Here is a 24,562-nt window from a genome sequence, read left to right as displayed (position 1 = left end):
TCCGTCACGGCCCGAGTGGCCGACCCCGCACCGCCGCGGGACGGCGGGAGCCCGGGCCCCGGCCCTCGTCCGTGTCCTCGCGGACCGCGGCGCTCACCGGGTCGGTGGCCACGTCCTCGGCGCCCCCGGCGCGCAGCACCAGTTCGAGATCGAAGCGGGTGTCAGGGTCCTCCAGACATGGTCCGAACAGCTCGCGAAGCTGGTTGACCCGGTAGCGGACGGTCTGCGGATGGATGTGCAACCGCTCGGCGATCAGCCCGCGCTGCCCCCGCAGGGTCAGCCAGTGCAGGAGGGTCTCGGCCAGCCGTTCCCTGGTCCGGTCGGGCAGCCCGTCAAGGGGGGCGAGCCGGCGGGACGCGAGGTCGGTGATGAGCCCGGGGTCGCTGGCCAGCAGCAGGGCGCTGAGATGTTCGTCGGTGAACAGGGGGTCGGCCGCGGCGATACCGCGAAGCCGCCCGGCGCTGCGGGCATCGCAGGCGAACCTCGCCCGCGCCGCGCTCGCCGCCGCCTGACCCCACGGCACGGCCGGTCCCACCACCGCGGCGAGCCCGGCGAGCTGTTTCGCCAGTGCCGCCCGGGTGGCCGCCCGCTCGGTTGAGCCGACGAACACCCAGATGTCTGCCCCCTGCACGGCGCGGGGGCAGCCCGAGGGCAACCGGGAGGGGAGCGAGCCTGCCCAGGGGTCGGCCTCGTGGTCGGCCTCGTGGTCGGCCTCGTGGTCGGCTTCGCCGTCAGCCGGGTGGGTAGCCGCGGAGCCGGTCGGGGCGGGGACGAGCACGGCGGCCAGCCGGCCGGGCAGCCGCACGTTGCCGGAACGGGCGACCTGCGCGATCGCCCCGCCGGCCGCGCCGGACAGCAGCATCTCGCCCAGCCGGTCCCACAGCCGCTCCAGTTCACCGGCCGCGGTGTACTGCTCGGAGGCGTAGCCCTCGGCGGAGGCCGCGGAGATGCCGTCGATGTAGGCGAACATCATCTCGGCGAGGGACACCAGCGCCGGGCCGTCCAGCCCGCCGCGGCGGGCCGCCGCCTCCCCGAGGCGCCGCCAGGAGACGCGGGCGCCCACCCGGTAGGCGCTCAGCAGGTTGTCCAACGACCGTCCCGCGTACACCTCGCCGCGGCCGAGACGGACATAAACCTCCCGGCTGGCGGCGAGGTCGACAGTGCAGTGGGGACCGGCCTCGACCAGGCTGAGGAAGCGGAACAACGCCTCGTCGACTCCGCGGCGCACCCCATGGCCGAACTTGCCCTCCNGCGGGCGCGCGTAGGCGGGAACCTCCCGGGCGATCGCGGCGATAATCTCTTCACCCAGAGCGTCGAACTCGGCAGCGAGGATCTCGCTCAGCCCGGCTGGAAACTGTCCCATGAGGACAGTTTGCCGCCCGACCGTCGCAATCTCCCGCACCTCGTCGTCTGGGCGGGGCCGCCCGTGGTCGTCGCCGACGGCCGGCGGAATCGGTCCCGGGCGGGTCGGGGCACGGCCTCCCGTGGCCATGACTTGGGATGGGCGTCCTCTTCGCCACCGGCGCGGCCCGCCGGGCAGTAGCGTTGGCAACTGTGTCCCCGCCTAGAGAACCCGGCCCGGCCGCGTCCACCGCGGTGAAGTCGGCCCTGCCGGCATCCTCCTATCCGATCGAGCGGACCCGGCTCGGTAACGGCCTGCGCGTGCTGCTCGCCCCCGACCACACCGCGCCGGTGGTGGCCGTCTCGGTGCACTACGACGTCGGGTTTCGATCCGAGCCCGAGGGCCGTACCGGATTCGCTCACCTGTTCGAGCACCTGATGTTCCAGGGCAGCGAGAACGTCGGTAAGGCCGAGCATCCGAAGCACGTCCAGGCCGCCGGCGGAATCTTCAACGGATCGACGCACCCGGACTACACGGACTATTTCGAGCTGCTCCCGGCCGGGGCGCTCGAACTGGCCCTGTTCCTGGAGGCGGACCGGATGCGGGCGCCGAAGATCACCCGCCAGAACCTGGACAACCAGATCGCCGTGGTGCAGGAGGAGATCCGGGTCAACGTCCTGAACCGCCCCTACGGGGGATTTCCCTGGATCAAGCTGCCGCCGGTCGCGTTCGACACCTTTCCGAACGCCCACAACGGCTACGGGGATTTCTCCGAGCTCGAGGCCGCGAGCTTGGACGACGCCGAGGACTTCTTCGACAAGTACTACGCACCGGGCAACGCCGTGCTGACCATCGTCGGCGACATCGACCCGGAGGAGACGCTCACCTTCGTCCACCGGTACTTCGGTGACATCCCCGCCCGCTCGGTGCCGACGCGGGTGAGTTTCGCCGAGCCGGTGCCGAGTACCGAGCGCCGGGCGGTGCTGACCGACCCGCTCGCGCCGCGCGCCGCCCTGGCGGTCGGCTACCGGGTGCCCGACCCGATCGGAGACCTGTCCACCTACCTGTCCTACTACCTGCTCACCGAGATCCTCAGCGACGGCGACGCCAGCCGGCTCGAACGCCGCCTGGTGCAGAAGGATCGCTCGGTCATCGGTGTGAGCACCTACCTTGGCACCTTCGGGGATCCGTTCGAGCAGCGTGACCCGCTGCTGCTGACCCTGGAGGCCCGCCAGTCCGAGGACGCGAGCGCGGACGCCGTCCTCGCCGCCGTCGACGAGGAACTGGCGCGGCTGGCGGGCGAGGGCCTNGCGGACGGCGAGCTGGAGCGGGTGCAGGCGCGGGTGGCGTCCTCGCTGCTGCGTGAGTCCGACGACGCGCTGGGACGGGCACTCGCCATGGCCGTGCATGAGCTGCAACGGGGACGTCCCGAGTTGGTGAACGAACTGCCCGCGGAACTGTCCGCGGTGACCGGGCAGGCCGTCGCCGCGGCCGCCCGGACGCTTCTCGACCAGGGCCGCTCGGTCCTGGAGCTGCGTGCCGGCGCCGCCTCATGAGCGGCAGCGCGCTGAGCTCGACGACCACCCGGGCGGCGGTCATCCCGGCCGTGCGCCCGACCGTCCCGGCGGAGTTGCCGGCCGTCACCGACCACACTCTCGACAACGGTCTGCGGGTGCTGGTGGTGGAGCGGGCCAGTGTGCCCCTGGTCGAGGTGCGGCTGCGGATCCCCTTCGCCGGCGTCGGCGCCGTGCACCAGGCCCGGGCCGAGGTGCTCGCGGAGACGCTGTTCACCGGATCACACCGCTTCGACCGGGTGGGCCTGGCCACCGAGGTCCAGCGCCTGGGCGGATCGTTGTCGACGGGGGTTGACGCCGACCGGCTGGCCATCGTCGGTTCCGCCCTTGCGGTGAACCTCGAACCCTTGTTGGGAATCATGGCCGAGGTGCTCCTCAGCGCCACCTACCCGGACGACGAGGTCACCGGCGAACGCGACCGGATCGTCGAGGACACGGCGATCGCCTGTAGCCAGCCCGCGGTCATCGCCCGGGAGGCGCTGCTCGGCCGGCTCTTCGGTGACCACCCCTACGCCACCGGCATCGCCGAGCCGGAGACCGTCGGACAGGTCGGCCCCGAGGACGTACGGGCCCTGCACGCCGAACTGATCTCCCCGGCCGGCGCGATCCTCACCCTGGTCGGGGACGTGCCGGCGCCGCGTGCTCTCGCGGCGGTCTCCGCCGCGCTCGGCGGTTGGACGGGCGGGCCCGCGCGGACCGTCCCGCCGGTCCCAGCCCTCACCACCGGCCCGATCGTCATCGTCGACCGTCCGGGTGCCGTGCAGACCAACATCAGGCTGGGCGGACCGGCCCTGGGCCGTTCCGCGGCCGGATACCCGGCGCAGCGGCTGGCGAGCACCATCTTCGGTGGTTACTTCAGTTCCCGGCTGGTCAACAACATCCGCGAGGACAAGGGCTACACCTACTCCCCGCGCAGCTCGATCGATCACTACCAGGCAGGGTCACGGTTCACCGTCGCAGCGGACGTCGCCACCGAGGTGACCGGGCCCGCGTTGCTGGAGATCTTCTACGAGCTNGGGCGGANGGCGNTTCTNCCGCCCAGNGAGGAGGAGCTCGACGCCGCCCGCCAATACGCCGTTGGCACGTTGGCACTGGGCAGCGCGACCGCCGCCGGTCTCGCCTCGACGCTGTCGGCGCTGGCCGGGGCCGGGATCGGGGTCGAGTACCTGCGTGATCACCCGCGCGCCCTCGCCGAGGTCGGCGTGGGCGACATCCAGGCGGTGTCCGCGGACCTGCTTGCCCCGGCAAAGCTGATCACGGTGCTCGTCGGGGACGCGGCCAGGATTTCCGCGACCGTGGGGGCACTGGGCATCGTCGCGACCTGAGCACCGGGCCCGTCCCGCTCCCGGGGGTCCCGCTCCCGGGGGTCCCGCTCCCGGGGGTCCCGCTCCCGGCGGGGCGTGCTCAGCGCCTGGTGGAGGTGGGACGCGGGGGCGCGGGGCGGGGCGCGCCGCCGCCGGGGCCCGGTGCCGGTGGTCCACCGCCCGGTGGATTGCCGCCCCGCCCACCGAGCTCGCCCGGTAGCACGGCGCGTGGGTCGCCAACCGAATCGACCACCTGCCGAGCCAGATCGTGCACCCTGCGTCCCATTCCGCGAGCGGTGCGCCGCAGCCGCTCGAAGGCCTCCCGCGGGCGGATGTGGTTACGTTCGGCGAGGACCCCGATGGCCTGTTCCACGATTACGCGGGAGGCCAGCGCGTGTTCCAGCTGGACGACGGACAGCCGGAGCTGCTCGACCTCGCTCAGGTCACGATCGGGGCGGCGGGGTCGGCCGGGCGGGGCGAGATCCTCGGCCAGCAGATCGGCGAGCACCATTGCCGAGAGGAGGTCGCCGACCGGCCGGATCTCGGCTCCGGGGCCCTCCACGACCCACCCGGCGGGAGTACGTCGAAGGCGCATGTCCGAGGGGGTCNGGNGGGGGCCGGTTCCCGCCCCGGTTCCGCCCGCCGCGGACGGCGGTCCGGGCCGGTCCGGCCCGGCCCGGCCCGGCGGTCCGGGCCGGGCCGCCCGCGCGATGGTCTGCGGGGTGGGTATCCGCCCCGGTGGGCGCGGGGTCGCCGGTGGGCCCGGCGGGGGCGGGCCGCCGGGCGGGCGGGGACCGTTCGCGGAGACCGTCGGCGGGCTCGGCGCGGGAACGTCCCCGGTGACCGCGAGTGCATCGGCTACCCCGCGCAGCAGGGCCAGGATGTCGGCCGATACGATCACCTTGCTACGGTCCAGGCCGACGAGGAGGCCCACCAGCCGACCGTCCGTGCGGACCACCGGCATCGTGACATGGCTGCGTATCCCGAGCTGGCGGTATTCGGCCGTGTCGGATCCGGCGTGCGTCGGGTCAAGACCGGACGCCGTGGCGGGCGTGCCGTCGAGCACGCGGGCGACCAGGCTGTCCCCCCGGGGATAGTGCGTTCCCTCGTCGAGACCAGGGGAGGGACCTGTTACCCGGAGATAGCTCGCGGTCGTCGTCGATACCACGACGAAACAGGCCGTCTCCATCCGGTGAAGGGCACTGGCGGCCCGCAGCGCGGCATCGACGGTGCTCCACGCCTGTTCTGAAGGTGCTGACGACACAGGCCGAACTCTCCCACAAACTTCACGGGCAGTAACGGACACCGTCCCACGAGCCGGCCGCGTGTGCAGTGGGAAGGTAAGAACTCCCGAGATGTCGTTGCTCTACGTATCCGTTATGCGGCAGAAGTGGCCTTCTCTGTGACTTGGCGAAGGCTCGGGTTCGTCATCACAGTGCCATCGGGAAAGAGCACGGTCGGCACGGTCGCGTTCCCGTTGTTCGCATCGCGGACACGTTGCTCTGCTGTCGGGTCCTGCTCGATATCAACGGTCGTGTACTCGATGCCGGCATGGTCGAGTTGGCGCTTCAGCCGAACACAGTAGCCACACCAGGAAGTCGTGTAGATCGTGAGCACGAAAGGGCCTCCAAGCCGCTGGTGACACAACGGTTCATGTAACCCCACCGCGGCGCCGTCGGTTCCCGCCGCGCGGCGGGGACTACCGTATCGGATGATGTCCGGACCGCCTGCCCTCGCCGCCCAGGCCGCCCGTGTGCGATCGGGCAACGATCTGCTCGCCGCGCTCGATCCCGAACAGCGGGCCGCGGCCGGAGCCCCGCTCGGACCGGTCTGCATCCTCGCCGGCGCCGGTACAGGTAAGACACGCACCATCACCCATCGAGTCGCGCACATGGTCGCGCAGGGGGGGGTCGGGCCGGGCCAGATCCTGGCGGTGACCTTCACGGNCAGGGCTGCGGGAGAGCTGCGCGGCCGGTTGCGGGCCATGGGTGTCGATGGAGTGCAGGCCAGGACGTTCCATTCCGCGGCTCTCAAGCAACTGTTGTACTTCTGGCCGTCGGTCGCCGGGGTCGCGCTGCCCAAGGTGGAGAAGAGCAAGATCCCGTACGTGGTGCGGGCGGCCGCCCGCCTGCACCTGCGGCCGGACCGGGCCGAGCTGCGCGACCTCACCTCGGAGGTCGAGTGGGCGAAGACGACGCTTGTGACCCCGGCGGACTACGCCCGGATGGCGGCGGCGAGCGGGCGGGAGACCGCCGCTCCCCCCGAGACGGTCGCCCGGCTCTACGCCGCGTACGAGGAGGTCAAGCGCGACGCCGGTGTGATCGACATGGAGGATCTGCTGCTGCTGACCGCGGCGATGATCGAGGAGCACAGCTGGGTCGCGGCCGAGGTGAGGGCCAGATACCGCCATTTCGTCGTTGACGAGTATCAGGATGTCAACGACCTGCAACAGCGTGTCCTCGACGCCTGGCTGGGGGAGCGCGACAGCCTCTGTGTCGTCGGGGACCCCCATCAGACGATCTATTCGTTCACCGGGGCGTCGCCCGAGCACCTGCTCGGATTCCCGCGCCGGTTCCCGGACGCGGCCGTGGTGCGTCTGATCCGAGACTACCGGTCCACCCCCCAGGTGGTCGGACTCGCGAACACCCTGATGCGGGCGGCCCCGGCGGCCCGCCTCGTCGCCGCTCGCCCGGACGGTCCCGCCCCGGTGTGGCTGGAGTGCGACAGCGAGCCGGCGGAAGCCGCCGCGGTGGCGTCCCGGATCCGCCGGCTGCTCGACCAGGGCGTGCCGGCGAGTGAGATCGCCGTGCTGTACCGCACGAATGCCCAGTCCGAGGCGTATGAGGCGGCGATCGGCGGGGCCGGTATCGCCTACCTGCTCCGGGGCGGGGAGAAGTTCTTCGAGCGGACCGAGGTCGTCGCGGCCATGAGGTTGCTGCGGGCCGCGGTGCGCTCCGCCGACACCGACCGCCCGGAGGGACTCACGGCCGCTGTCGCCGACATCCTCGCGGCGCTCGGCTGGCGGGCGGACCAGCCGACGGTGGGCTCGGGCGCCGAGCGGGAACAGTGGGAGAACCTCGCCGCGCTGCACCGGCTGGCCGGCGATCTCGCCGCCCGTTCGCCCGAGGCCGACCTCGAGGCCTTCGTCGCCGAGCTCGGCGACCGCGCGACCCACGAGCATCAGCCGACGGTGCAGGGGGTGACCCTGTCGACCCTGCACACCGCCAAGGGCCTGGAATGGGATGCGGTGTTCCTCGTCGGGCTGACCGAGGGCACGCTTCCCCTCGTCCATGCCAGGACCGCCGAGCAGATCGCCGAGGAACGTCGCCTGCTCTACGTCGGGGTGACCAGGGCCCGTAGGCACCTCGTCCTGTCCTGGGCGCTGTCCCGGGCGGAGGGCGGCCGGCGGTCGAGGCGGCCGTCTCGCTTCCTCGACGATCTGCGTCCGATGCGCCGGGAGTCCGCGGCCGGCGTCCGCCACGGGGGGCGAGGCGAGGGCACGAGGCCCGTGGCCGGGGCGGAGGAGACCGGCCCGGGTCGGTCCCGGAGCAGGTCGGCGGTGCGGTGCCGGACGTGCGGCCGGTCGTTGACGGGTGTGCACGCGCGGGTCGGGCGCTGCGAGGGCTGCCCCGGCGACGTCGACGCCGCGCTGTTCGAGCGCCTGCGGGTGTGGCGTTCGGCGCGGGCGAAGGAACAGGGGGCACCGGCCTTCGTCGTCTTCACCGACGCCACGCTGCAGGCGATCGCCGAGAGCCGGCCGGGCACGGTGGCCGAGCTCGTGCGGCTGCCCGGCATCGGACAGGCCAAACTCGACCGTTACGGGGAGGAGGTACTCGCCCTCGTCGCGGGGCGCACGCCGCCGGTCGGGTCGCCGCTGGTGGTGGAGTCACTGGGGTCCGACACGCCGCCCGACGCTTCGTAACTGGAAGTGTTCGCGGCGCAACACAGAAAATATGTTGTGGTTCGCGCGGCGAGCTTCTACCGTTACCGAGGACGCCTGAAGCGGGCATGTGGAGTGACACCCGTCCGGGTCCCACGGACTCCGGGTCCCACGGACTCCGGGTCCCACGGACTCCCGAGCCCACGGACTCCCGAGCCCACAGAGAAGGAGGTGATTTCGTCGTGTTCAGCATCGTGATGGACAGAGCTGTCGCCGAGATCACCCGTCCGTGGGAGAACCGGCACGGCGCGGCATTGATGAGTGCCGCCATCGGTGCCGTCGTCGGTGCGTCCGCAGGCCGTGGCACGTCCGCCGCCGTCCCCACGGTCCAAGCCGATGATCTGTCGGCCCAGGAGTCCGCGTTCCCGAACCCGGCGGGGGGCGTGGCGCTGGCGTCCGGCTATGCACACCGTCACTTCACCTTCCGGGGATCCGCCCACGATCCGCTCCTGGACTAGCGCCGACTGGAGCCGAATCCGAGGCCGCGGATCCCGATGGGGACTGCGGCCTTTGTCGTTTCGCTTCCTTCATCCCACCCGAAGACCAACCTGTCTCGGAGGTGACATCGGTGTTCGACCCCTCGGTCGTTTCCCGGATCGAGCGGGATCGTCTCGTCCTGCCCTGCTGGGACGTAGATCCTGACATGTTCTTCGCTGAGTCCCCGGCGGACGTGGAGACCGCCAAGGCCGTCTGCCGGACCTGTCCCATCCGGGCGGCGTGCCTGTCCGCCGCGCTGGACCGTGCCGAGCCCTGGGGAGTGTGGGGCGGCGAACTGCTGGTGACCGGCAGCGTCGTCCCGCGTAAGCGGCCCCGCGGCCGTCCGCGCAAGGAGCGCAAGGAAGAAGAGGTCGCCGCCTGAGCCCCCGTGCCACCCGTTGATCACACGGGGGCGGCGGTGGCATCGCCGCACCAGCACGGGCGGGACACCGGATCGTCGGTGTTCCGCCCACCGGTGTTGCCGCGCTTTTCTTCCGCTGGTGCCTGCGGCCCCGGTACTGTTCCGGCGTGCCCAGCAGCGAGCGTGTCTACCCGGTGTCCACAGGTGCGGGTCCGGCCGGAGCGCCGGGACTGGCCGCATCCGACGATCTTTCTCTGGCCGTTGCCATCCTCACCGGTCCCGAGCTGGCCGCGATCGTGGATCTCGTGGCCTGGGTCGATTCCGGCTGGCTCTACGTGGCGAACGCGATCGGTTCGTCGCGGTTGCCGGTGGCCGATCCGGACGGTCCCCGGGAACTTCGCTTCGGGCGTGATCCGCTCGGGTCGGAGGATCCGATGCACGGCGTGCCGCTCGCGGCGGCGCTCGCCGACCCGTCACCACCGAACGAGCGCAACTCCTACCCGTTCGCCGGACGGCGACTGCTGTCCGCCTTCGCCGATCCCAGCCGTTCACCCGATCTGATCGTCGTACACACCCCCCGGCACTACTGGCCCGACCGCGGCGGCCACCTGGGTGAGCACGGATCGTTGGATGCCGGCCAGTCCCGGGCTCCGCTGATCCTGTCCGGCGCGGGCGTGCGGGCCCGGGGCCCGCACGCCCGCGCGGCGCGGGTCATCGACATCGGACCCACCCTCGCGGCCCTCGCCGGCGTGACCATGGCGGATGTGGAGGGGACGCCGCTCACCGATCTGGTGGGGCCAGGGGCCCGGCACGTCGTCGGCCTGCTCTGGGACGGGGCCAACAGCAACGACGTCCTGCACCTCGCGCACGCCGGCGAGCTGCCGGGGGTCGCGCGTCTGCTTGCCACCGGGACGGCCCTGACCGGCGGCGCGATCGCCGAGTTCCCCAGCGTCACGTTGACCAACCACACCTCCGCGCTCACCGGAGTCGGGCCGGGCCGGCACGGCATCCTGCACAACGTGTACTTCGACCGGGCGACCGGCGAGCAGGTCATCGTCAACGACGTGCGGACCTGGCATTCCGCGTGCGATCAGCTTCGGGACGGGGTGGAGACGCTGTTCGAGGCCCTCGCGCGCGACCGACCCGGGGCGACCAGCGCCTGCGTGAACGAACCGGTCGACCGGGGTGCGGACTACTCGACCTTCGGGCTCGTGCGGGCCGCCGGTAACCACGGCGGGGCCGGCGATATGGGGGACTACCTGCCTGCGGCCGACGGCGACCCGCACGCCACCGCCCGCTGGGTAGGGGAGAACGCCGACTATGCCTGGTCCACCCGGGTGGACGCGCTCGGCCTCGCGCAGGTCCAGCAGCTCTGGGCGGCGGACGCGGTGCCCCCGGACCTGATGTGGTGGAACACCACCATCACCGACACCGGGCATCACGGGGGCGGCCCGTACTCCGAGCAGGCCCGCGCCGCGCTGCGGGACGCGGACGCCCGGTTGTGCGCCTTCCTCGACCTGCTCGCCGAGCGGGATCTGCTGGCCGAGACCGCGATCCTGCTGACCGCCGACCACGGCTCGGAGGCGGCGGATCCCACCTGCCAGGGCGACTGGGGGGCTGCGCTGCGCGCCGCCGGGGTGCGTTTCCGGGACGAGGGATACGGCTTCCTGTACCTCGGCGTCGACATCGTTGACATCGTCGAGCAGCCGGGGGGTTGACCCGCCGGGCCAGCCCGTCAATAAGCGTCGGTCACGGTTGCGGGGTCGGAGAACGACTCCTCGTCCGGTGCCCGGCGCGGGGCGGCCTTGCGGCCCGACCCGGGTCGAGCCGCGGCGGAGCGGTTCGCCGGGGTAGAGGGCCGGCTCGGTTCGGCCGGCTCGGCCTGTAGGGGCAGCGCCGCGGGGGCGGTGGCCAGGTCGTCGGCAGTCGCCGGAGCGGTGTCGGCCGCCGACCTCCCGGCCTTGCGGGCCTTGGTCGTCCTGCCGGTCCGTCCTGGTCTGCGGGGTTTGCGCGGGCCGGGCAACCCGCCGGCCAGAACGACCGGGCCGTCCAGCGGCCGGACGATTCCGGCCTCGTCCTGGACGGGGAGAGCGGGCAGGGGACGACCGGGCCGGTTGGCGTCCTCGGCCGCGCGGGCGGTCGCCGTCCCCGGTTCGGCGAACCCGGGTTGCCAGCGCTCCATCTCGTCCCGGAAGCGGCCGGTGCTGCCCAGCTGGCACAGGATGCCGATCGCGCCGAGTGTCACCCGGTGGATGAGCAGGTACGACGGCGGCAGATTGAGCTGGCGACCGAGCTGTGCCGCCGCCGACCGCCAGTCTCCGAGCCTGGCGGCCTCCTTGCGCAGCCAGCCTCGGGAGAAGGTGAACTCCTCCACCGCGATCGGCTCCAGCATCGGGGCCAGATAATCCAGCAGGTCCTCGGCTCGGATTTCGGCCGACGGCGGGATGAAGCCCTCGCGGCGCAGTCCCTGCTCGACGGCGTCGGCGTCCCCGGCCAGGGTCTGTCGAGCCAGCCGGCCGATCGGCGCCGGCAGGCCGTCCGGCAGGCGGTTCACGGCGCCGAAGTCCAGGACGCCGAGCCGCCCGTCGGACAGCAGGCGGAAGTTGCCGGGATGCGGATCAGCGTGCAGCAGACCGGCGCGACCCGGGCAGGAATAGAGAAACCGCACGAGCAGCAGGCCGGCGGTGTCGCGCTGCTGCGGGGTACCGTCCGCGATGATGACGGACAGGGGTATTCCCTCGATCCACTCGCTCACGAGCACCCGGCCAGAACCGGCCAGCGGCCGGGGGATGACGACGTCCGGGTCGTCCGCGTACGCCTCGGCGAAGGCCCCCTGCCAGGCGGCCTCCAACCGATAGTCGAGCTCCTCGGCGATTCGGGCCTTGAGCTCCTCGACCAGCGGCTTGATGTCCAATCCGGGNGTGACCGCGCCGAACAGCCGAGCGGCCCGGCCGAGCTGGGTGAGATCGGCGAGCAGAGCGGGACCCGCTCCCGGATACTGCACCTTCACCGCGACGGCTCGGCCGTCAGCCCAGACCGCCCGATGCACCTGGCCGATGCTGGCCGCCGCCGCCGGAACGTCGTCGAAGCTCGTGAACAGCGAGCGCCAGTCCGCTCCGAGCTCCTCGGCGAGCACGCGGTGCACCACTGCCGCCGGCAGCGGGGGCGCCGCCTCCTGCAGCCTGGTCAGCGCCGCCCGGTATGGCCCGGCGACGTCGTCGGGAAGCACCGCCTCGAAGACGGACAGCGCCTGGCCCAGTTTCATGGCGCCACCCTTGAGCTCCCCGAGCACCCGGAAGATCTGCGCGGCGGTGCGCTGCTGGAGCTCGGAGGCGACGGCCTCGGCGGGGCGACCACCGATGCGTTTGCCGACGCCGAGGGNGGCTCGGCCGGCTATTCCGATGGGAAGCGTGGCCAGCTTGGCGGTGCGGACGACGGCCCGCCGTGGGATCTCGGACACTGCTCCATCGTGCCCTGTTCCGCGTCGTCACGGGTGCCGGCCAGGCGTAATGACTCCAGGACGCCAAATGACTCCAGGACGCCGGCGCGGCGACCGCCCGCGGGGTGGAACGGTCACGCGGGTGCCACCGGCGCAGAGGCCTCCGCCGACGCGGCCGCCGATCGGGCGGTGCGGCAGGGACAGTTGGGGTGGACCGGCCAGGTGCGTCGGCGAATCCGCCAGCCGGGAACGGTGAACTCCAGCGTGCCGTCGGCGGTCACCGGTAGGACCGCGGTCACCGGTAGGACCGTGCGCGGGGAAGTCAATGTAATGAAGGTCTCATTATGGCTGTTTGCTGTCGGTGGCAGATGGTCCGAGTTGTCGGGATGTTGGCCCGGGGCGGGTCCCGTGACGCCGGACAGGTCGGGNGGGGCAGATAGGGCAGATAGGGCAGATAGGGCGGATAGGTCGGGTGGAGGCGAGGCGGCGAGGTCCAGAAAGGCCAGGGCCTGCATGGCGGTGAGCGCGGCGACAAGACCCGCCAGGGTGATCTCGCAGGCGTCCGGCCCGGTGGCCGGGCGGTGGACCATCTGCATGGCGAGCACCGGCCAGACCGGGTTCCGGGAGTACCGGTGGAGGTGCTGGCAGTGCAGGCACGCGGTCACGGTCGGCACGACGAGCGGACCGACGATCCCCGTGGTCTCCCGCACTCCGGCCACGAGATGGGCGGTGCCTCGGCCTTCCAGATCGAGGCACTCCCCAGGGTGGATCATCGGCAGACCGACCGGAGCCAGCACGATCAGATCCGCGGCGAACCGGTCCTCGTCGGGCCGACGGTGCCCGGCGCCCTGCCGGCTGGCCCGGGTCACCGCCGCGCCGGTGGCCAGGGACCGGGGACGCCCCACGTCGTCGAGGCGCAGGCCGCCCGGGGAGACGTCGGCGGCGGTCGTCACCTCGGGATCGTCGATGACGACCCGACCGATCCCGGCCGCGGCGAGCAGGGCCGCGACCTGAGCACCGACGCGACCGGCGCCGCGCACGAGGACCCGCATCGCCCGGCGGGTGGCGAGGACCCGGCGGGCACCGGCCGGATCCTCCGACACCAGGGACAGCGCCGCCAGGTCGGGCGACAGACGGTCATGCTCGACCGCGGGCAGCGGTGCCGCACCGGGAGGCGCCGTGGCGTCGTCCAGCAGACCGGCCTCGGCGAGCAGGTCGAGCAGGACCCGGCCGGCGGGAGTGCCATCGAGACGCAGCTGCTCCAGCGTGCGGCTGCCGTCGAGGGCGTCGAGCAGGGCGGCGTCCGACGGGGCCAGGTCGGCGAGGATGACGGCGCGTGCGGTGTCGATACCGAGCTGCAGGGTGGAGCTGTTGTGCCAGAGCCGGCGCAGGCCCGGCTTGAGGATCGGGCGCATGGATCCTCCGGGTGTTCCCGCCGGCCGGTTGAGGCCGGGGAATCGGACCAGGACGGGCCGGTCACGGCGACCGGCGGATCCTCAGCGTGGCACGTCCGACCGGCGAAGGATGAACACCCGTGGATCGCTGTGGACGTGCTGTGGACGAAACTGTGGATCATCACTGGTCCGTCCGGGTTACCTGTCCGGGTTGTCCGGCCCGTCGGATCCGCCATCGGCGGGTGGGGNGCCGCGGNGNTTCTCGATTTNACCNATCGGGTCGTCGAGCGCGCTCGACGACGCGCCGGACACGAACGCCTCCGGGGCGGCGAGATCTGCCGCGGTGGGCAGCAGATCGGGATGCGCCCACAGCGCGTCGCGACCCTCGTGACCCCGGGCGTCCCGTACCGCCTCCCACAGGGCGGCGGCCTCCCGCAGCTTGCGTGGCCGCAGGGAGAGACCGACCAGCGTGGCGAAGGTCTGCTCGCCCGGACCGCCTTCGGCGCGACGGCGCCGCACCATCTCGCGCAGTTTGCCCGCGGCCGGCAGATGACCGGTGGCCGCGGCGTCCGTCACATGATCGACCCAGCCCTCGATCAGCGCGAGGATCAGTTCGAGACGGGCGAGCGCGGCCTTCTGCTCGGGGGTGGTGGCGTCGCTGAACACGTCCTCGCCGAGCGCCTCCGACAGCCGTTCAGGGTTCATCAACGCCGTCGGGTCGACCATCCGCATCACCCGTCCGACGGCCTCGGTATCCACCGCGATGCCGCGGGCGTACTCCTCCACCGCGCCCAGGACGTGGGCGCGTAGCCAGGGGACGTGCGCGAACAGCCGGCTGGACGCGGCCTCCCGCAGCGCCAGGTAGATGCGGACCTCGTCCTCGGGGATCTCCAGGCCCTGACCGAAGGCGACGACACCCGCCGGGATCAGGGCGGCGGTCCCGACCGGTCCGAGTGGCAGCCCGACCTCAGTGGAGGAGACGACCTCGGCGGCCAGGGTGCCGATCGCCTGCCCCACCTGGGCGCCGAACAGCATCCCGCCGACCCGGTCCATCATCTGCATGATCGGGCCGCCGGTGGCCATCAGCCCGCTGAGGTCGAGTCCCGGGGGCAGCGCGCCGCGCAGCTCACTCGGCAGCTCGATCCCGCCACCACCGAGGTGGTTCAGCCCGCTGGAGATCCCAGTGCGCATCGCCTCGGCGACCTTCGTGGCGATCGGGTCGCAGAGGGTCTGCCAGACCGGCAGGGTCTTCTCGATCCACTCCTGCCGCGACCAGGCCTGCGCCGCCGTGGCTCCGGCCGGCAGCGAGGTCACCGCGTCGAGCCAGACGTCGGCGATCCGTATCGCCTCGCTCACCGGCTCCCGCTGGGCCGTGGACACCGCGGAGTCGGTGTCGCCGAGGGACCTGACGGCCACCTGGCGGGCCAGCTCCCAGTTGACCGGACCGCCATGCCAGGACAGCAGCCGTTCGAGCTCGGCAAAGAACGGGGCGCCGCCACCGAAGGGGGGCCGGGGCTCGTCGCCGCCGCCAGCGGGCGTGAAGCCGAACGGGAAGTTGCCACTCATCGGCCGTAGCCTCCTCGGGAGGCGGGCAGTCGCACGCACGGTTGGCACATGAACCCACGGTAATGCGTTTTCTGCCCGACGGGCGAAACGGCGCTGGCCCCGACCGTTACGGTCGTAGCTGTGGAACCGACGTGTTCTCCGGCGGGGGCCCCGCCGATCGCGCCCGCCCCGCCCGCGCCACCTCCGTCGTCCGTGCCGTCCGTGCCGTCCGTGCCGTCCGTGCCGTCCGTGCCGTCCGTGCCGTCCGTGCCGTCCGTGCCGGACCCGGACCCGGTCGCGCGGGTGACGCTCGCGGAGATCCGGGACGGCGTCCTGTCGGTGGACGAGTGCATGGCCGCTGTGCGGTCCCCTGGCGTGGGGGGGATTGCCCTGTTTGTGGGCACTGTCCGGGGCCATGACCAGGGCCGCGGGGTGACCGACCTGACGTATCAGGCGCATCCCCGGGCCGGCACGGAGATCGCCCGGGTCGCCGGCGACGTCGCCGCGACCGCACCGGTGCTGGCCGTCGCGGTGGTCCACCGTACCGGTCACCTCGCCGTCGGGGACACCGCCGTGATCGTGGCGGTCGGCGCGGCCCACCGGGCGGAGGCTTTTGCCGCCTGTCGTCGTCTGATCGATGACATCAAGGAGCAGGTTCCCATTTGGAAACACCAGATTTTTGCGGATGGCGCGGCGGAATGGGTAGGCGCCTGCTGATCGGGGCACCCTACGATAGAAATAAGTCATCTTCTTGCCCGTCTCGACGTCGAGGCTCCCATGTGGTTCCTGTTGATCCCCCCCGTCGCCGTGCTCATAACTCTTGCGTGGGTCACCCTACGCAGCCGTCCCGACCGCACCTCCGAAGCCATGATCACGATTGAGGGCTATCGGCGCAGTATGGCCGCGCTGGCCCGACCGATCCCCGCCCAGCACGAGGTTCGTACCGTTACCGCCCTTGACGAACCCGGTCATCCCGGTCATCCCGGGCGGTCCGCCTCGGCCGGGGCGCCGTTGTCCGCGAGACACACGGCGCCGCCGCCCGAGTCCATCTGACCGTTTCCGTCCGGCGGCCGGGGCGTCTCACCGGCCGCCGGACGGCGGTTCAGGACCGAGTGGTCCTTCGAGTCCCTCGGCCGTGCTTTCGATCTCGTTCTTTACTCCCCACCTCCCGGCCCGCCGCGCGGCCTTCCGGACTCTGCCACGGCCTTCCGCCGCGCCTTTCGGGCCACCGAATGCCTTTCGGTGTCGATCATCGCAACCCCGGACCGTCGTGGCGAACCTCGGTTCCCGGACGCCGGGACGAGGGTCGTGAGCCCTGATACATAGACTGCGAGCATGGTCCGGCGCACCCAGACCCTCGTGGTCGCGTCGGTACTGGCCTTGGTTCTCGTGGTCGCGGGGCTGTGGATGCCGGTACCGTTCGTCACCTTGGCCCCCGGGCCGGTCACCGACACCCTCGGCAGCGTTGACGGGACGTCCTTGATCACCGTGGACGGCCGGCGGACCTATCCGACCGCCGGCAAGCTCGAACTGACCACGGTCGAGGAGACGCCCCGGCTCAACCTCGTCACCGCGCTGCGGGACTGGTCCGACTCCGACCGGGCGGTGGTCCCCAGCGAGCTGATCAGGCCGCCCGGTTCGAGCCAGGAGCAGATCCAGCAGGAGAACGCGCAGGCGATGCTCGACTCACAGGACCAGGCGACCGCGGCAGCGCTCGCGCAGCTCGGTATCGCGCCCACCGGCCGTTCGGTCGCGGTCGCCGGGGTCCCCACGGGCTCCCCGGCCACCGGCAAGCTGATGCCGGGCGATGTGATCGTGCAGGTCGGTGGGATGGCCGTGGCCAACCAGGAGGAGCTGCGCCGGCAGATCGGGAAGGTGGCTCCGGGCCATCCTGTGACGGTCACCTATCGGCGCGACGGAAAGACGGCCACGGCCACCGTCACGACCCGGGCCGCCACCGACGACCCCGCTCGTGCCATGATCGGTGTCACCACGACGGAGAAGCGGACCTACCCGTTCACGGTTCGTATCCGCATCTCCGATGTCGGCGGGCCGAGTGCCGGGCTGATGTTCGCGATGGGCATCGTGGACCTTCTCACCCCCGGCGCGTTGACCGGAGGAAGGATCATTGCTGGCACCGGGACGATCACCTCCGCCGGTGAGGTGGGACCGATCGGCGGTATCCAGCAGAAGATCCTCGGGGCCAGGGCGTCCGGGGCATCGATCTTCCTGGTCCCCGCGGGGAACTGCGGTGACGCCCGCGCGATCGACTCCGGCGGTCCGCGCCTGGTGAAGGTGGAATCGCTGGCGGGCGCGCTGAAGGCCGTCGACGCCCTCCGGACGAATCCGGCCGCGGCGGTGCCCTCCTGCTGAGCGCGCCCCATCCGCGTGCCATGCGCCATCCGCGTGCCCGGTGGCGCCGTTGTGCCCGGTGGCGCCGGAAGAGGGCGGGCGGCTGCCGTGCGCCGCCGCCCGCCGGGTCGACTCACTGGAAGGTCGCGAGCAGTCCGTCGACGAGGTTGTCGGCCAGATCCGGATCGATGACGAGTTCGTCGTCCCCGCGGACTCGCAGGCAGGACGCGTGCAGCCCGCTGCGGGTGACCCCGACGGCGAGGCGGACGTCCTGGCGTTCGGGATGGTTCGCCGCCCAGTACTCGATCTCGTGATCGGAGTACGGAGCCTCCTCCTCCGCGCTGGGCGGCAGGACGACAAGCTCGGTGACCAGCACGCATCCGAGCACCTCCGGCGGCCATCCGATCCCCGCCAGCACCTCGTCGAGCCGCCCCACCGGCAGCGGTTCCTGCTCGACCGGGGTCAGCGACCCAGGCGGGGAGTCTCCGATGTGGGGGGCCAGCGCGGGTTCTCGCGCCAGCAGGTCGGCGGTGTCGGCCAGCGCGTAGACCTGGCTGGGCTGATCCCACCCGGAATCGGCGACGTGCCGCTCGACCTCGAGTACGACGGAGGTCAACTCCGTGATGTTCGGGCTGTTCACCGACCCATCCTCTCCGATCTCCCCCAGAGCCCCTGGCGTAGGTTGCCGTACTAGGGCGGTACGCGCCCCGAANCACCGAATCACCGACGCACGGAGGAACCTGTGGCAACCACCAGTCGCCGCCCGGTGCTGACCCGCACCAAGGTGCTCGTGCCGGTGCTGCTTGTCATCGTCCTCGCGATTACGATCATCGCCATCTTCACCCGGCTATACACTGACCTGCTGTTCTACCGCTCGATCGACTTCAGCAGGGTGTTCACCACTGTCCTCTACACCCGGATTTTGCTGTTCGTCCTCTTCGGCGTGGTAATGGCGATCATCGTCGGGACCAACATCGTACTTGCGTACCGGCTACGGCCGCCGCTTCGGCCGTTGTCGACCGAGCAGCAGAACCTGGAACGCTACCGGTCGGTGATCGAGCCGTATATGCTGCTGATCCTGCTCGCGGTCACGACGCTGTTCGGCCTGGCCGCGGGCCTGTCCGCCGCCGGCCAGTGGCGGACGTGGCTGCTGTGGGTGAACGGCGAGTCTTTCGGGNCCCCTGATCTGCAGTTTCACCGGGATATCAGCTATTACGCGTTCAGCTATCCCTTCCAGCGGTTCCTGCTCGGCTTCCTGCTGACCGCGGTGCTGCTGTNGTTGCTCGTCACCCTGCTGACCCACTACCTGTTCGGCGGAATCCGGATGCAGACCACGGGGGAACGGGTGACCCCGGCGGCGAAGGCGCACATCTCGGTGCTACTCGGGCTGCTCGCCCTGCTTAAGGCGTGGGCGTACTACCTCGACCGGTTCGGCTCGGTGTTCTCCTCGCGCGGGGTGGGGACCGGTGCGTCCTACACCGATGTGCACGCCGTGCTGCCGGCGAAGCTGATCCTGCTGTTCATCTCGCTGGCCTGCGCGGTGCTGTTCATCTACAACATCTTCCAGCGGGGCTGGACGCTGCCGCTGCTCGGCGCGGGCATCCTTGTCCTGTCCTCGGTGGTGATCGGCGGGATCTACCCGGCGATCGTCCAGCAGTTCCAGGTCCGGCCGAACGAGGCGACCCGCGAGGAGCCCTACATCGCGCGCAACATCGCGGCGACCCGGGCCGCCTACGGCATCCAGGACGTCGAGCCGCAGGACTATGCCGCCAGCACCGACGTCACCGCCCAGCAGGTCGCCGCCGACACCGGCACGGTCCCCAACATCCGTCTACTCGACCCCAGCAAACTCTCCCGGACGTTCCAGCAGCTCCAGCAGTTCCGCGGCTACTATGGTTTCCCGCCGACGCTCGACGTCGACCGGTACACCGTCACAGGGGCGGACAAGAAGTCGACGACCCAGGACTACGTGGTATCGGTGCGGGAGCTGAACCAGGCCGGGCTGGGAACGCAGCAGCGCAACTGGATCAACGAGCACCTGACCTATACCCACGGCAAGGGATTTGTCGCGGCGCCGTCGAACACCGTCGACGTGGGGCGCCCCGACTTCGATCACGGCGTGAGCGGTTTCCCGCAGGACGGTACCTTCGGTATCAAGGAGAACCGGGTCTACTTCGGGGAGATGTCGCCGTCGTATTCCATCGTCGGCACCAGGCAGATGGAGATCGATGGGCCGGGGCCGGGAGAAACCCNGGTCACCACGACCTACCAGGGCGACGGTGGGGTCTCGATCGGCTCGACCTTCCGTCGGGCGCTGTTCGCGCTGCGGTTCGGGGAGAAGAACATCCTGCTCTCCGGTGACATCACGAAGAACTCCCGGATCCTGGACGAGCGAAACCCGCGGGACCGGGTGAGCAAGGCAGCGCCCTGGCTCACCCTCGACGGAGACCCGTACCCGGCGATCGTCAATGGCCGGGTGACCTGGATTCTCGATGGTTACACAACCTCCGACGGCTATCCTTACTCCGCCCGGCGCACCCTGGGTGACGTGACCGCCGACTCGGTGACCACCCAGAGTGGCAACCGCACCCGGCAGGCCTCGAACCAGGTCAACTACATCCGTAACTCGGTGAAGGCGACGGTGGACGCCTACAACGGCACCGTCACCCTCTACGCCTGGGACGAGTCCGACCCGGTGCTACGGACCTGGATGAAGGCGTTCCCGGACACGGTGAAGCCGAAGAGTGACATCCCGCCGTCCCTCCGAGCACACTTGCGTTATCCGGAGGACCTGTTCAAGGTCCAGCGCGATCTGATCGGGCAGTACCACATCTCCAACCCGCGGGACTTCTACTCCCAGGAGGACTTCTGGGATGTGTCCGACTCGCCGGATGGAAGCGGGCAACCCCAGCCGCCGTTCTACGTCTACAGCCAGCTTCCCGGGCGCAAAGACCCGTCCTACAACCTCACCTCACCGTTGATCTCCGCCCGGTCCTCGAAGCTCGCGGCGTACATGGCGGTGTCCAGTGACCCCGCCAACTACGGCCGGTTCACCCTGCTCAAACTGCCGGCGGGGAACACGATCAACGGTCCGGTCCAGGTGCAGAACGCCATCGAGGGCAACGGCGACGTGGCCAAACAGCTGTCGCTATGGCGCAGCGGGGGAGCGACCACGATCGAGGGCAACCTGCTGACCCTGCCCCTGGCCGGCGGCCTGCTCTACGTCGAGCCCTACTACGTCCAGGCCAGAGGGAGCACCGGCTACCCGACCCTGCAGGGGGTCGCCACGGCCTTCGGCGACCGCATCGGTTTCGGTGCCTCGCTGGGTGAGGCCCTGGACAAGGTCTTCGGTGCCGGTGCCGGTGCCGCGGCGGCCGGGGCCGGCATCGGGGCCACGACCACGGACGCCGGTCAGGACGGCACGCCGGCTCCCAGATCCGGGCAGGGCGGGGCCGGCGTCCCGCCGCCGGGGCAGACCGCGCTGCAGGACGCCGTGGGCGACGCCGACCGCGCCTACCAGGCGGGGCAGGACGCTCTGCGCAAGAGCCCGCCGGACTTCACCGCCTACGGGAAGGCCCAGAGCGAGCTGGCTGATGCGCTGGGTCGCCTGCGTACTCTGTCGAGTCCGGCGGCGACACCGCCCGCTGCCACGGCGACACGGGCCGGTGCGTCGGTGCCCGCGTCACCGGTCCCCGCGTCACCGGCAGCCAAACCACCGGCTCCGTCTCCTTCGGCGACCGTGGCCGGCGGCGACACTCCCGGTCCACCGGGGGCCCGGGCCGCCCCGGCGCCCGGCTAGTCCCGAAAGTTCCGAAATTGGGGCCGCCATCGATTTGACAGCCGCCGATGGCGGCCCTGTATAGTGAAGACACACCGACGCGGGGTGGAGCAGCTCGGTAGCTCGCTGGGCTCATAACCCAGAGGTCACAGGTTCAAATCCTGTCCCCGCTACCAGTCGAAAGTACCCTCGGAAAGTTTTTCCGAGGGTACTTTCGCATTTAGGCAGGCATGCATCATTATCACGGGCCGTATCACGGGCCGTTTTCATCGGAATCCGTCCGCTCCTTCCGCCGGTTGGCGACCCGGGCGCCCGGCCGGGATGCGCGCCGACGCCCGGCGGCGCGGGGCCCGGATTGGCGGTCGTCCGAGCCCGGGACGCACAGTGGTGGCCCGGGAGCCGCCCCGGCATGGCGGCCGTCGGCGGCGGGTTCTCCCGCGGCGGGGNCCGTTCCGGGNTCAGCGGGGGGNGGTTCCCGGGGNTCGCCACGGGCTTGCCGGACGCACCGCCTCGGCCGCCCGCATCAGCGCTTGGGCCAGCCGGCGGGCCTCGTCCGGATCCAGGTAGGCCGCGGCAAGGGTGTCGAGCATGGGCGCATCCAACCGGAGCAGGATGACCGGAGCCTTCCCGGCGCTCGCCGGTGGCTCGGGACGTACCGTTATCTCCGCCTGCCCGATCCGGGTAACCATAATGCCGTCCTGCGGGTCATGGTGGACCAGCGCCATGTTCACCCCATCGTGTGTCCGGGCCGAGATATTTGACGTTCGTTGCATATGTTGGACTCTTGTTGTGGCCGCTTGGTTGTTCCCGTCGGCGGTACAAACGGTGACACCCCCGAACCGCATGCCCGCCCGCGTCGCCGCGCCCGTCGGCCCGTCGGCAGGTTCTGCGCCCTATCGATGTTCGACCCGGCCCGGCTTCCCCTCCGCGCCCGGCGGCCCGCGCTGTCGGCGTCCGGACGTTTCAGCGTGCTCCCCACGTGTAGGTCTGCTTGACCAGCCGCAGGTAGACGAACGTCTCGGTGGCGAGGACCTGTGGCAGGGCGCGGATCTGCTCGTTGATCAGTTCGAGCAGGTGCTCGTCGTTCTCGGCGACGATCTCCACGATGAGATCGAAGGATCCGGCCGTCAGGACGACGTAATCGACCTCGGGCAGCGCGGCAATCGTGTCGGCGACGACGCGGGTGTCCCCGGTGACCCGCACCCCGATCATCGCCTCCCGGTGGAAGCCCACCCGGAGCGGGTCGGTGACGGCGACGATCTGCATGATGCCGGCGTCGAGTAGACGCTGCACCCGTTGGCGCACGGCCGCCTCGGAGAGCCCGACCGCCGCCGCCATGGCCGCGTAGGACCGCCGGCCGTCCTGCTGCAGCTGCTCGATGATGGCCTTGTTGACATCGTCCAGCAGGGTATCGGAGCTAAGTCGCTGGCCGGGCGACCGTCGCGACTGCACCCGGCGTCCTCCTCGGTCCTCCGTGGCGGTTCCCCACGCCCGTTCACGCTGGCCTGCCCCTGCTGCCATCGTATGGCCGTCGATGAGTGAACTGGGAAGCGATCCTTATCCACGCAATCTTCGACGGATTCCATCGTCAAGCTGCCGATCAGGCTACGCTTTCAGTGGCTGATCGGTGGAAAGGATGCGTGGCTAGTGTCGAATGTGACTGCCTCCGGGAGCGGTGTGACCCGGGTCGTTGCGCGGGCCAGGGTCGCGGAGCTGGCCGCGCGCGAGTCCGCCCGCCTCGACGTCCGCACCCGGGGCTCGGAGGCGCTGCATGCGCGGGCGGTGCGGTCGATGACCTCCGGGGTGCCGTCGTCCTACCAGGTGCGTGATCCCTGGCCGATCTACCTCACCCGCGGTCTCGGGTCGAAGGTCTGGGACGTCGACGGCAACGAGTACTCCGACTTCCACAACGGGTTCGGTTCGATGGTGCAGGGGCACGCCCACCCGGCGATCGTGCGGGCCGTGACCGAGCGGGTGGCGCTCGGTACGCACTTCGCGATGCCCACCGAGGACTGCGTGGTGGTCAGCGAGGAGTTGGCCCGCCGCTTCGGCCTGCCGCAGTGGCGCTATGTCAACTCCGGCTCCGAGGCGACGATGGACGCGATCCGCATCGCCCGCGGCGTCACCGGCCGCGACACGATCGTCAAGATCTTCGGTTCGTACCACGGGCACCACGACTACGTGATGGTGTCGATCGGGACCCCGTACGACGACATCGGTCCGGCCGAGAACATGAACTCGTTGGGTTACGGTGCCGGGATCCCCCGGGTGGTCGTCGACCTCACGGTGCCGGTCCCCTTCAACGACGCTCCGGCGATGGAGCGGCGGATCGCCGCGCTCGCCGCCGAGGGACGCCTGCCCGCCTGTGTGATCATGGAGCCGGCGATGATGAACCTCGGCGTCGTCCTGCCGGAGCCCGGTTACCTGGCGGCGGTCCGGGAGATCACCTCCCGGTACGGGGTTATCCTGATCTTCGACGAGGTCAAGACGGGGCTGTGCGTGGCGGCCGGTGGGGCCACCGAGAGGTTCGGCGTGCGCCCGGACCTGGTGACCCTGGCCAAGGCGCTCGGTGGCGGGCTGCCGTCCGGGGCGATCGGCGCGACGGCGGAACTGATGGAGGCCGTGGCCTCGGACCGGGTGAAACAGGTCGGCACGTACAACGGCAACCCGCTGACCATGGCCGCCGCCCGGGCGAGCCTGTTCGAGGTGCTCACTCCCGACGCCTACACCCACCTCGATCGGCTGGGTGGCCGGTTGACCGCCGGCTGCGACGAGATCCTGACCCGGCACGGCATTCCCGGCTACACCGTCGGCATCAGCTCGAAGGGATGCGTGCACTTCACCGACGCCCCGATCCGTGACTACACCTCGTTCATGGCGCACCAGAACGCCGAGTTGCCCGAACTGGCCTGGCTCTACAACGCCAACCGCAACGTCCTCATGGCGCCCGGGCGCGAGGAGGAGTGGACGTTGTCGGTGCAGCACACCGACGCCGATGTCGACCGCTACCTCGACAGCCTCGACCAGATGGCCCGGGACCTCGTCGGCTGAGCCGG

General features: G+C 71.0%; 20 protein-coding genes and 1 tRNA gene. 12 read left to right on the top strand and 9 right to left on the bottom strand.

Annotated elements, in window-relative coordinates:
- Positions 1-4 precede the first annotated feature (4 nt).
- On the bottom strand, positions 5-1,363 hold the full coding sequence (locus tag ALLO2_RS03990) for a helix-turn-helix domain-containing protein (protein ID WP_232234869.1): 1,359 nt from the start codon (positions 1,361-1,363) through the stop codon (positions 5-7).
- A 233-nt stretch (positions 1,364-1,596) separates the two neighbouring features.
- Between ALLO2_RS03990 and ALLO2_RS03985 the strand changes: the two genes are divergently transcribed.
- Positions 1,597-2,898, top strand: a complete 1,302-nt coding sequence (locus ALLO2_RS03985; RefSeq protein WP_011438170.1) for a pitrilysin family protein — start codon at positions 1,597-1,599, stop codon at positions 2,896-2,898.
- Positions 2,895-4,241: a pitrilysin family protein gene (locus tag ALLO2_RS03980; protein ID WP_035729819.1), complete on the top strand. Its 1,347-nt coding sequence runs from the start codon at positions 2,895-2,897 to the stop codon at positions 4,239-4,241. The genes ALLO2_RS03985 and ALLO2_RS03980 overlap by 4 nt, the downstream gene beginning before the upstream one ends.
- 79 nt (positions 4,242-4,320) lie before the next feature.
- Here the strand turns inward: ALLO2_RS03980 and ALLO2_RS03975 are convergent, their stop codons facing one another.
- Positions 4,321-5,484, bottom strand: a complete 1,164-nt coding sequence (locus ALLO2_RS03975; RefSeq protein ID WP_035729818.1) for a GAF and ANTAR domain-containing protein — start codon at positions 5,482-5,484, stop codon at positions 4,321-4,323.
- Positions 5,485-5,597: 113 nt separating this feature from the next.
- A complete protein-coding gene (locus ALLO2_RS03970) occupies positions 5,598-5,837 on the bottom strand; it encodes a mycoredoxin (protein ID WP_011438167.1) in 240 nt (79 codons plus the stop codon).
- Between the two features lie 94 nt (positions 5,838-5,931).
- Between ALLO2_RS03970 and ALLO2_RS03965 the strand changes: the two genes are divergently transcribed.
- The 4 genes from ALLO2_RS03965 (at position 5,932) to ALLO2_RS03950 (ending at position 10,716) form a co-directional block, all read left to right on the top strand.
- Positions 5,932-8,142 carry an ATP-dependent DNA helicase UvrD2 gene (locus ALLO2_RS03965; RefSeq protein ID WP_035729817.1) on the top strand — a complete coding sequence of 737 codons (2,211 nt, stop codon included), beginning with the start codon at positions 5,932-5,934 and terminating at the stop codon, positions 8,140-8,142.
- A gap of 200 nt (positions 8,143-8,342) precedes the next feature.
- Complete coding sequence (locus ALLO2_RS03960; RefSeq protein WP_011438165.1) at positions 8,343-8,618, top strand: hypothetical protein; 276 nt, start codon at positions 8,343-8,345, stop codon at positions 8,616-8,618.
- A gap of 110 nt (positions 8,619-8,728) precedes the next feature.
- A complete protein-coding gene (locus ALLO2_RS03955; RefSeq protein WP_011438164.1) occupies positions 8,729-9,019 on the top strand; it encodes a WhiB family transcriptional regulator in 291 nt (96 codons plus the stop codon).
- A gap of 146 nt (positions 9,020-9,165) precedes the next feature.
- Entirely contained in the window at positions 9,166-10,716 is a 1,551-nt protein-coding gene (locus ALLO2_RS03950) for an alkaline phosphatase family protein (protein ID WP_084588347.1), read from the top strand.
- A 17-nt stretch (positions 10,717-10,733) separates the two neighbouring features.
- Here the strand turns inward: ALLO2_RS03950 and ALLO2_RS03945 are convergent, their stop codons facing one another.
- From ALLO2_RS03945 to ALLO2_RS03935, 3 genes are all read right to left on the bottom strand, one after another.
- On the bottom strand, positions 10,734-12,458 hold the full coding sequence (locus ALLO2_RS03945; RefSeq protein WP_035729811.1) for an AarF/ABC1/UbiB kinase family protein: 1,725 nt from the start codon (positions 12,456-12,458) through the stop codon (positions 10,734-10,736).
- Between the two features lie 113 nt (positions 12,459-12,571).
- Positions 12,572-13,852 carry a ThiF family adenylyltransferase gene (locus ALLO2_RS03940; RefSeq protein ID WP_023841365.1) on the bottom strand — a complete coding sequence of 427 codons (1,281 nt, stop codon included), beginning with the start codon at positions 13,850-13,852 and terminating at the stop codon, positions 12,572-12,574.
- A 177-nt stretch (positions 13,853-14,029) separates the two neighbouring features.
- Positions 14,030-15,397: a zinc-dependent metalloprotease gene (locus ALLO2_RS03935; protein ID WP_035729809.1), complete on the bottom strand. Its 1,368-nt coding sequence runs from the start codon at positions 15,395-15,397 to the stop codon at positions 14,030-14,032.
- A gap of 120 nt (positions 15,398-15,517) precedes the next feature.
- On the opposite strand from ALLO2_RS03935, the gene ALLO2_RS03930 reads away from it, so the two are divergent.
- From ALLO2_RS03930 to ALLO2_RS03920, 3 genes are all read left to right on the top strand, one after another.
- Positions 15,518-16,093 (top strand): molybdenum cofactor biosynthesis protein MoaE, encoded by a 576-nt coding sequence (locus ALLO2_RS03930; protein ID WP_232234868.1) that lies wholly within the window; start codon positions 15,518-15,520, stop codon positions 16,091-16,093.
- A 60-nt stretch (positions 16,094-16,153) separates the two neighbouring features.
- Positions 16,154-16,429 (top strand): hypothetical protein, encoded by a 276-nt coding sequence (locus ALLO2_RS03925; RefSeq protein WP_011438159.1) that lies wholly within the window; start codon positions 16,154-16,156, stop codon positions 16,427-16,429.
- A 282-nt stretch (positions 16,430-16,711) separates the two neighbouring features.
- Positions 16,712-17,749 carry a PDZ domain-containing protein gene (locus ALLO2_RS03920; protein WP_035729807.1) on the top strand — a complete coding sequence of 346 codons (1,038 nt, stop codon included), beginning with the start codon at positions 16,712-16,714 and terminating at the stop codon, positions 17,747-17,749.
- A gap of 112 nt (positions 17,750-17,861) precedes the next feature.
- Here the strand turns inward: ALLO2_RS03920 and ALLO2_RS03915 are convergent, their stop codons facing one another.
- The gene (locus ALLO2_RS03915) at positions 17,862-18,368 is read right to left on the bottom strand and encodes a PPA1309 family protein (protein ID WP_011438157.1); all 507 of its coding nucleotides are present in this window, start codon (positions 18,366-18,368) and stop codon (positions 17,862-17,864) included.
- 102 nt (positions 18,369-18,470) lie between these two features.
- Between ALLO2_RS03915 and ALLO2_RS03910 the strand changes: the two genes are divergently transcribed.
- Together ALLO2_RS03910 and ALLO2_RS03905 are read left to right on the top strand one after the other, a co-directional pair.
- Positions 18,471-21,527, top strand: a complete 3,057-nt coding sequence (locus tag ALLO2_RS03910; RefSeq protein ID WP_035729804.1) for a UPF0182 family protein — start codon at positions 18,471-18,473, stop codon at positions 21,525-21,527.
- A 78-nt stretch (positions 21,528-21,605) separates the two neighbouring features.
- Positions 21,606-21,682 (top strand) — tRNA-Met (locus tag ALLO2_RS03905).
- A gap of 282 nt (positions 21,683-21,964) precedes the next feature.
- Here the strand turns inward: ALLO2_RS03905 and ALLO2_RS03900 are convergent.
- A complete protein-coding gene (locus tag ALLO2_RS03900; protein WP_035729936.1) occupies positions 21,965-22,231 on the bottom strand; it encodes a hypothetical protein in 267 nt (88 codons plus the stop codon).
- A gap of 238 nt (positions 22,232-22,469) precedes the next feature.
- Positions 22,470-22,958: an Lrp/AsnC family transcriptional regulator gene (locus ALLO2_RS03895; protein WP_011438154.1), complete on the bottom strand. Its 489-nt coding sequence runs from the start codon at positions 22,956-22,958 to the stop codon at positions 22,470-22,472.
- A gap of 225 nt (positions 22,959-23,183) precedes the next feature.
- Here ALLO2_RS03895 and ALLO2_RS03890 point away from each other — a divergent pair, with 225 nt between their 5' ends.
- Complete coding sequence (locus ALLO2_RS03890; RefSeq protein WP_011438153.1) at positions 23,184-24,557, top strand: aspartate aminotransferase family protein; 1,374 nt, start codon at positions 23,184-23,186, stop codon at positions 24,555-24,557.
- Positions 24,558-24,562 lie beyond the last annotated feature (5 nt).

Source organism: Frankia sp. Allo2 (assembly GCF_000733325.1).
GTDB lineage: Bacteria > Actinomycetota > Actinomycetes > Frankiales > Frankiaceae > Frankia > Frankia casuarinae.
The sequence above is the reverse complement of the archived record's forward strand: the minus strand, read 5'-3'. Positions and strand labels throughout refer to the sequence as shown.

What these genes read in the sequence shown, in the direction of transcription:
- ALLO2_RS03925 (WP_011438159.1), top strand. Translation starts at nt 16,154, where the DNA reads ATGTGGTTCCTGTTGATCCCCCCCGTCGCCGTGCTCATAACTCTTGCG.
- ALLO2_RS03920 (WP_035729807.1), top strand. Translation starts at nt 16,712, where the DNA reads ATGGTCCGGCGCACCCAGACCCTCGTGGTCGCGTCGGTACTGGCCTTG.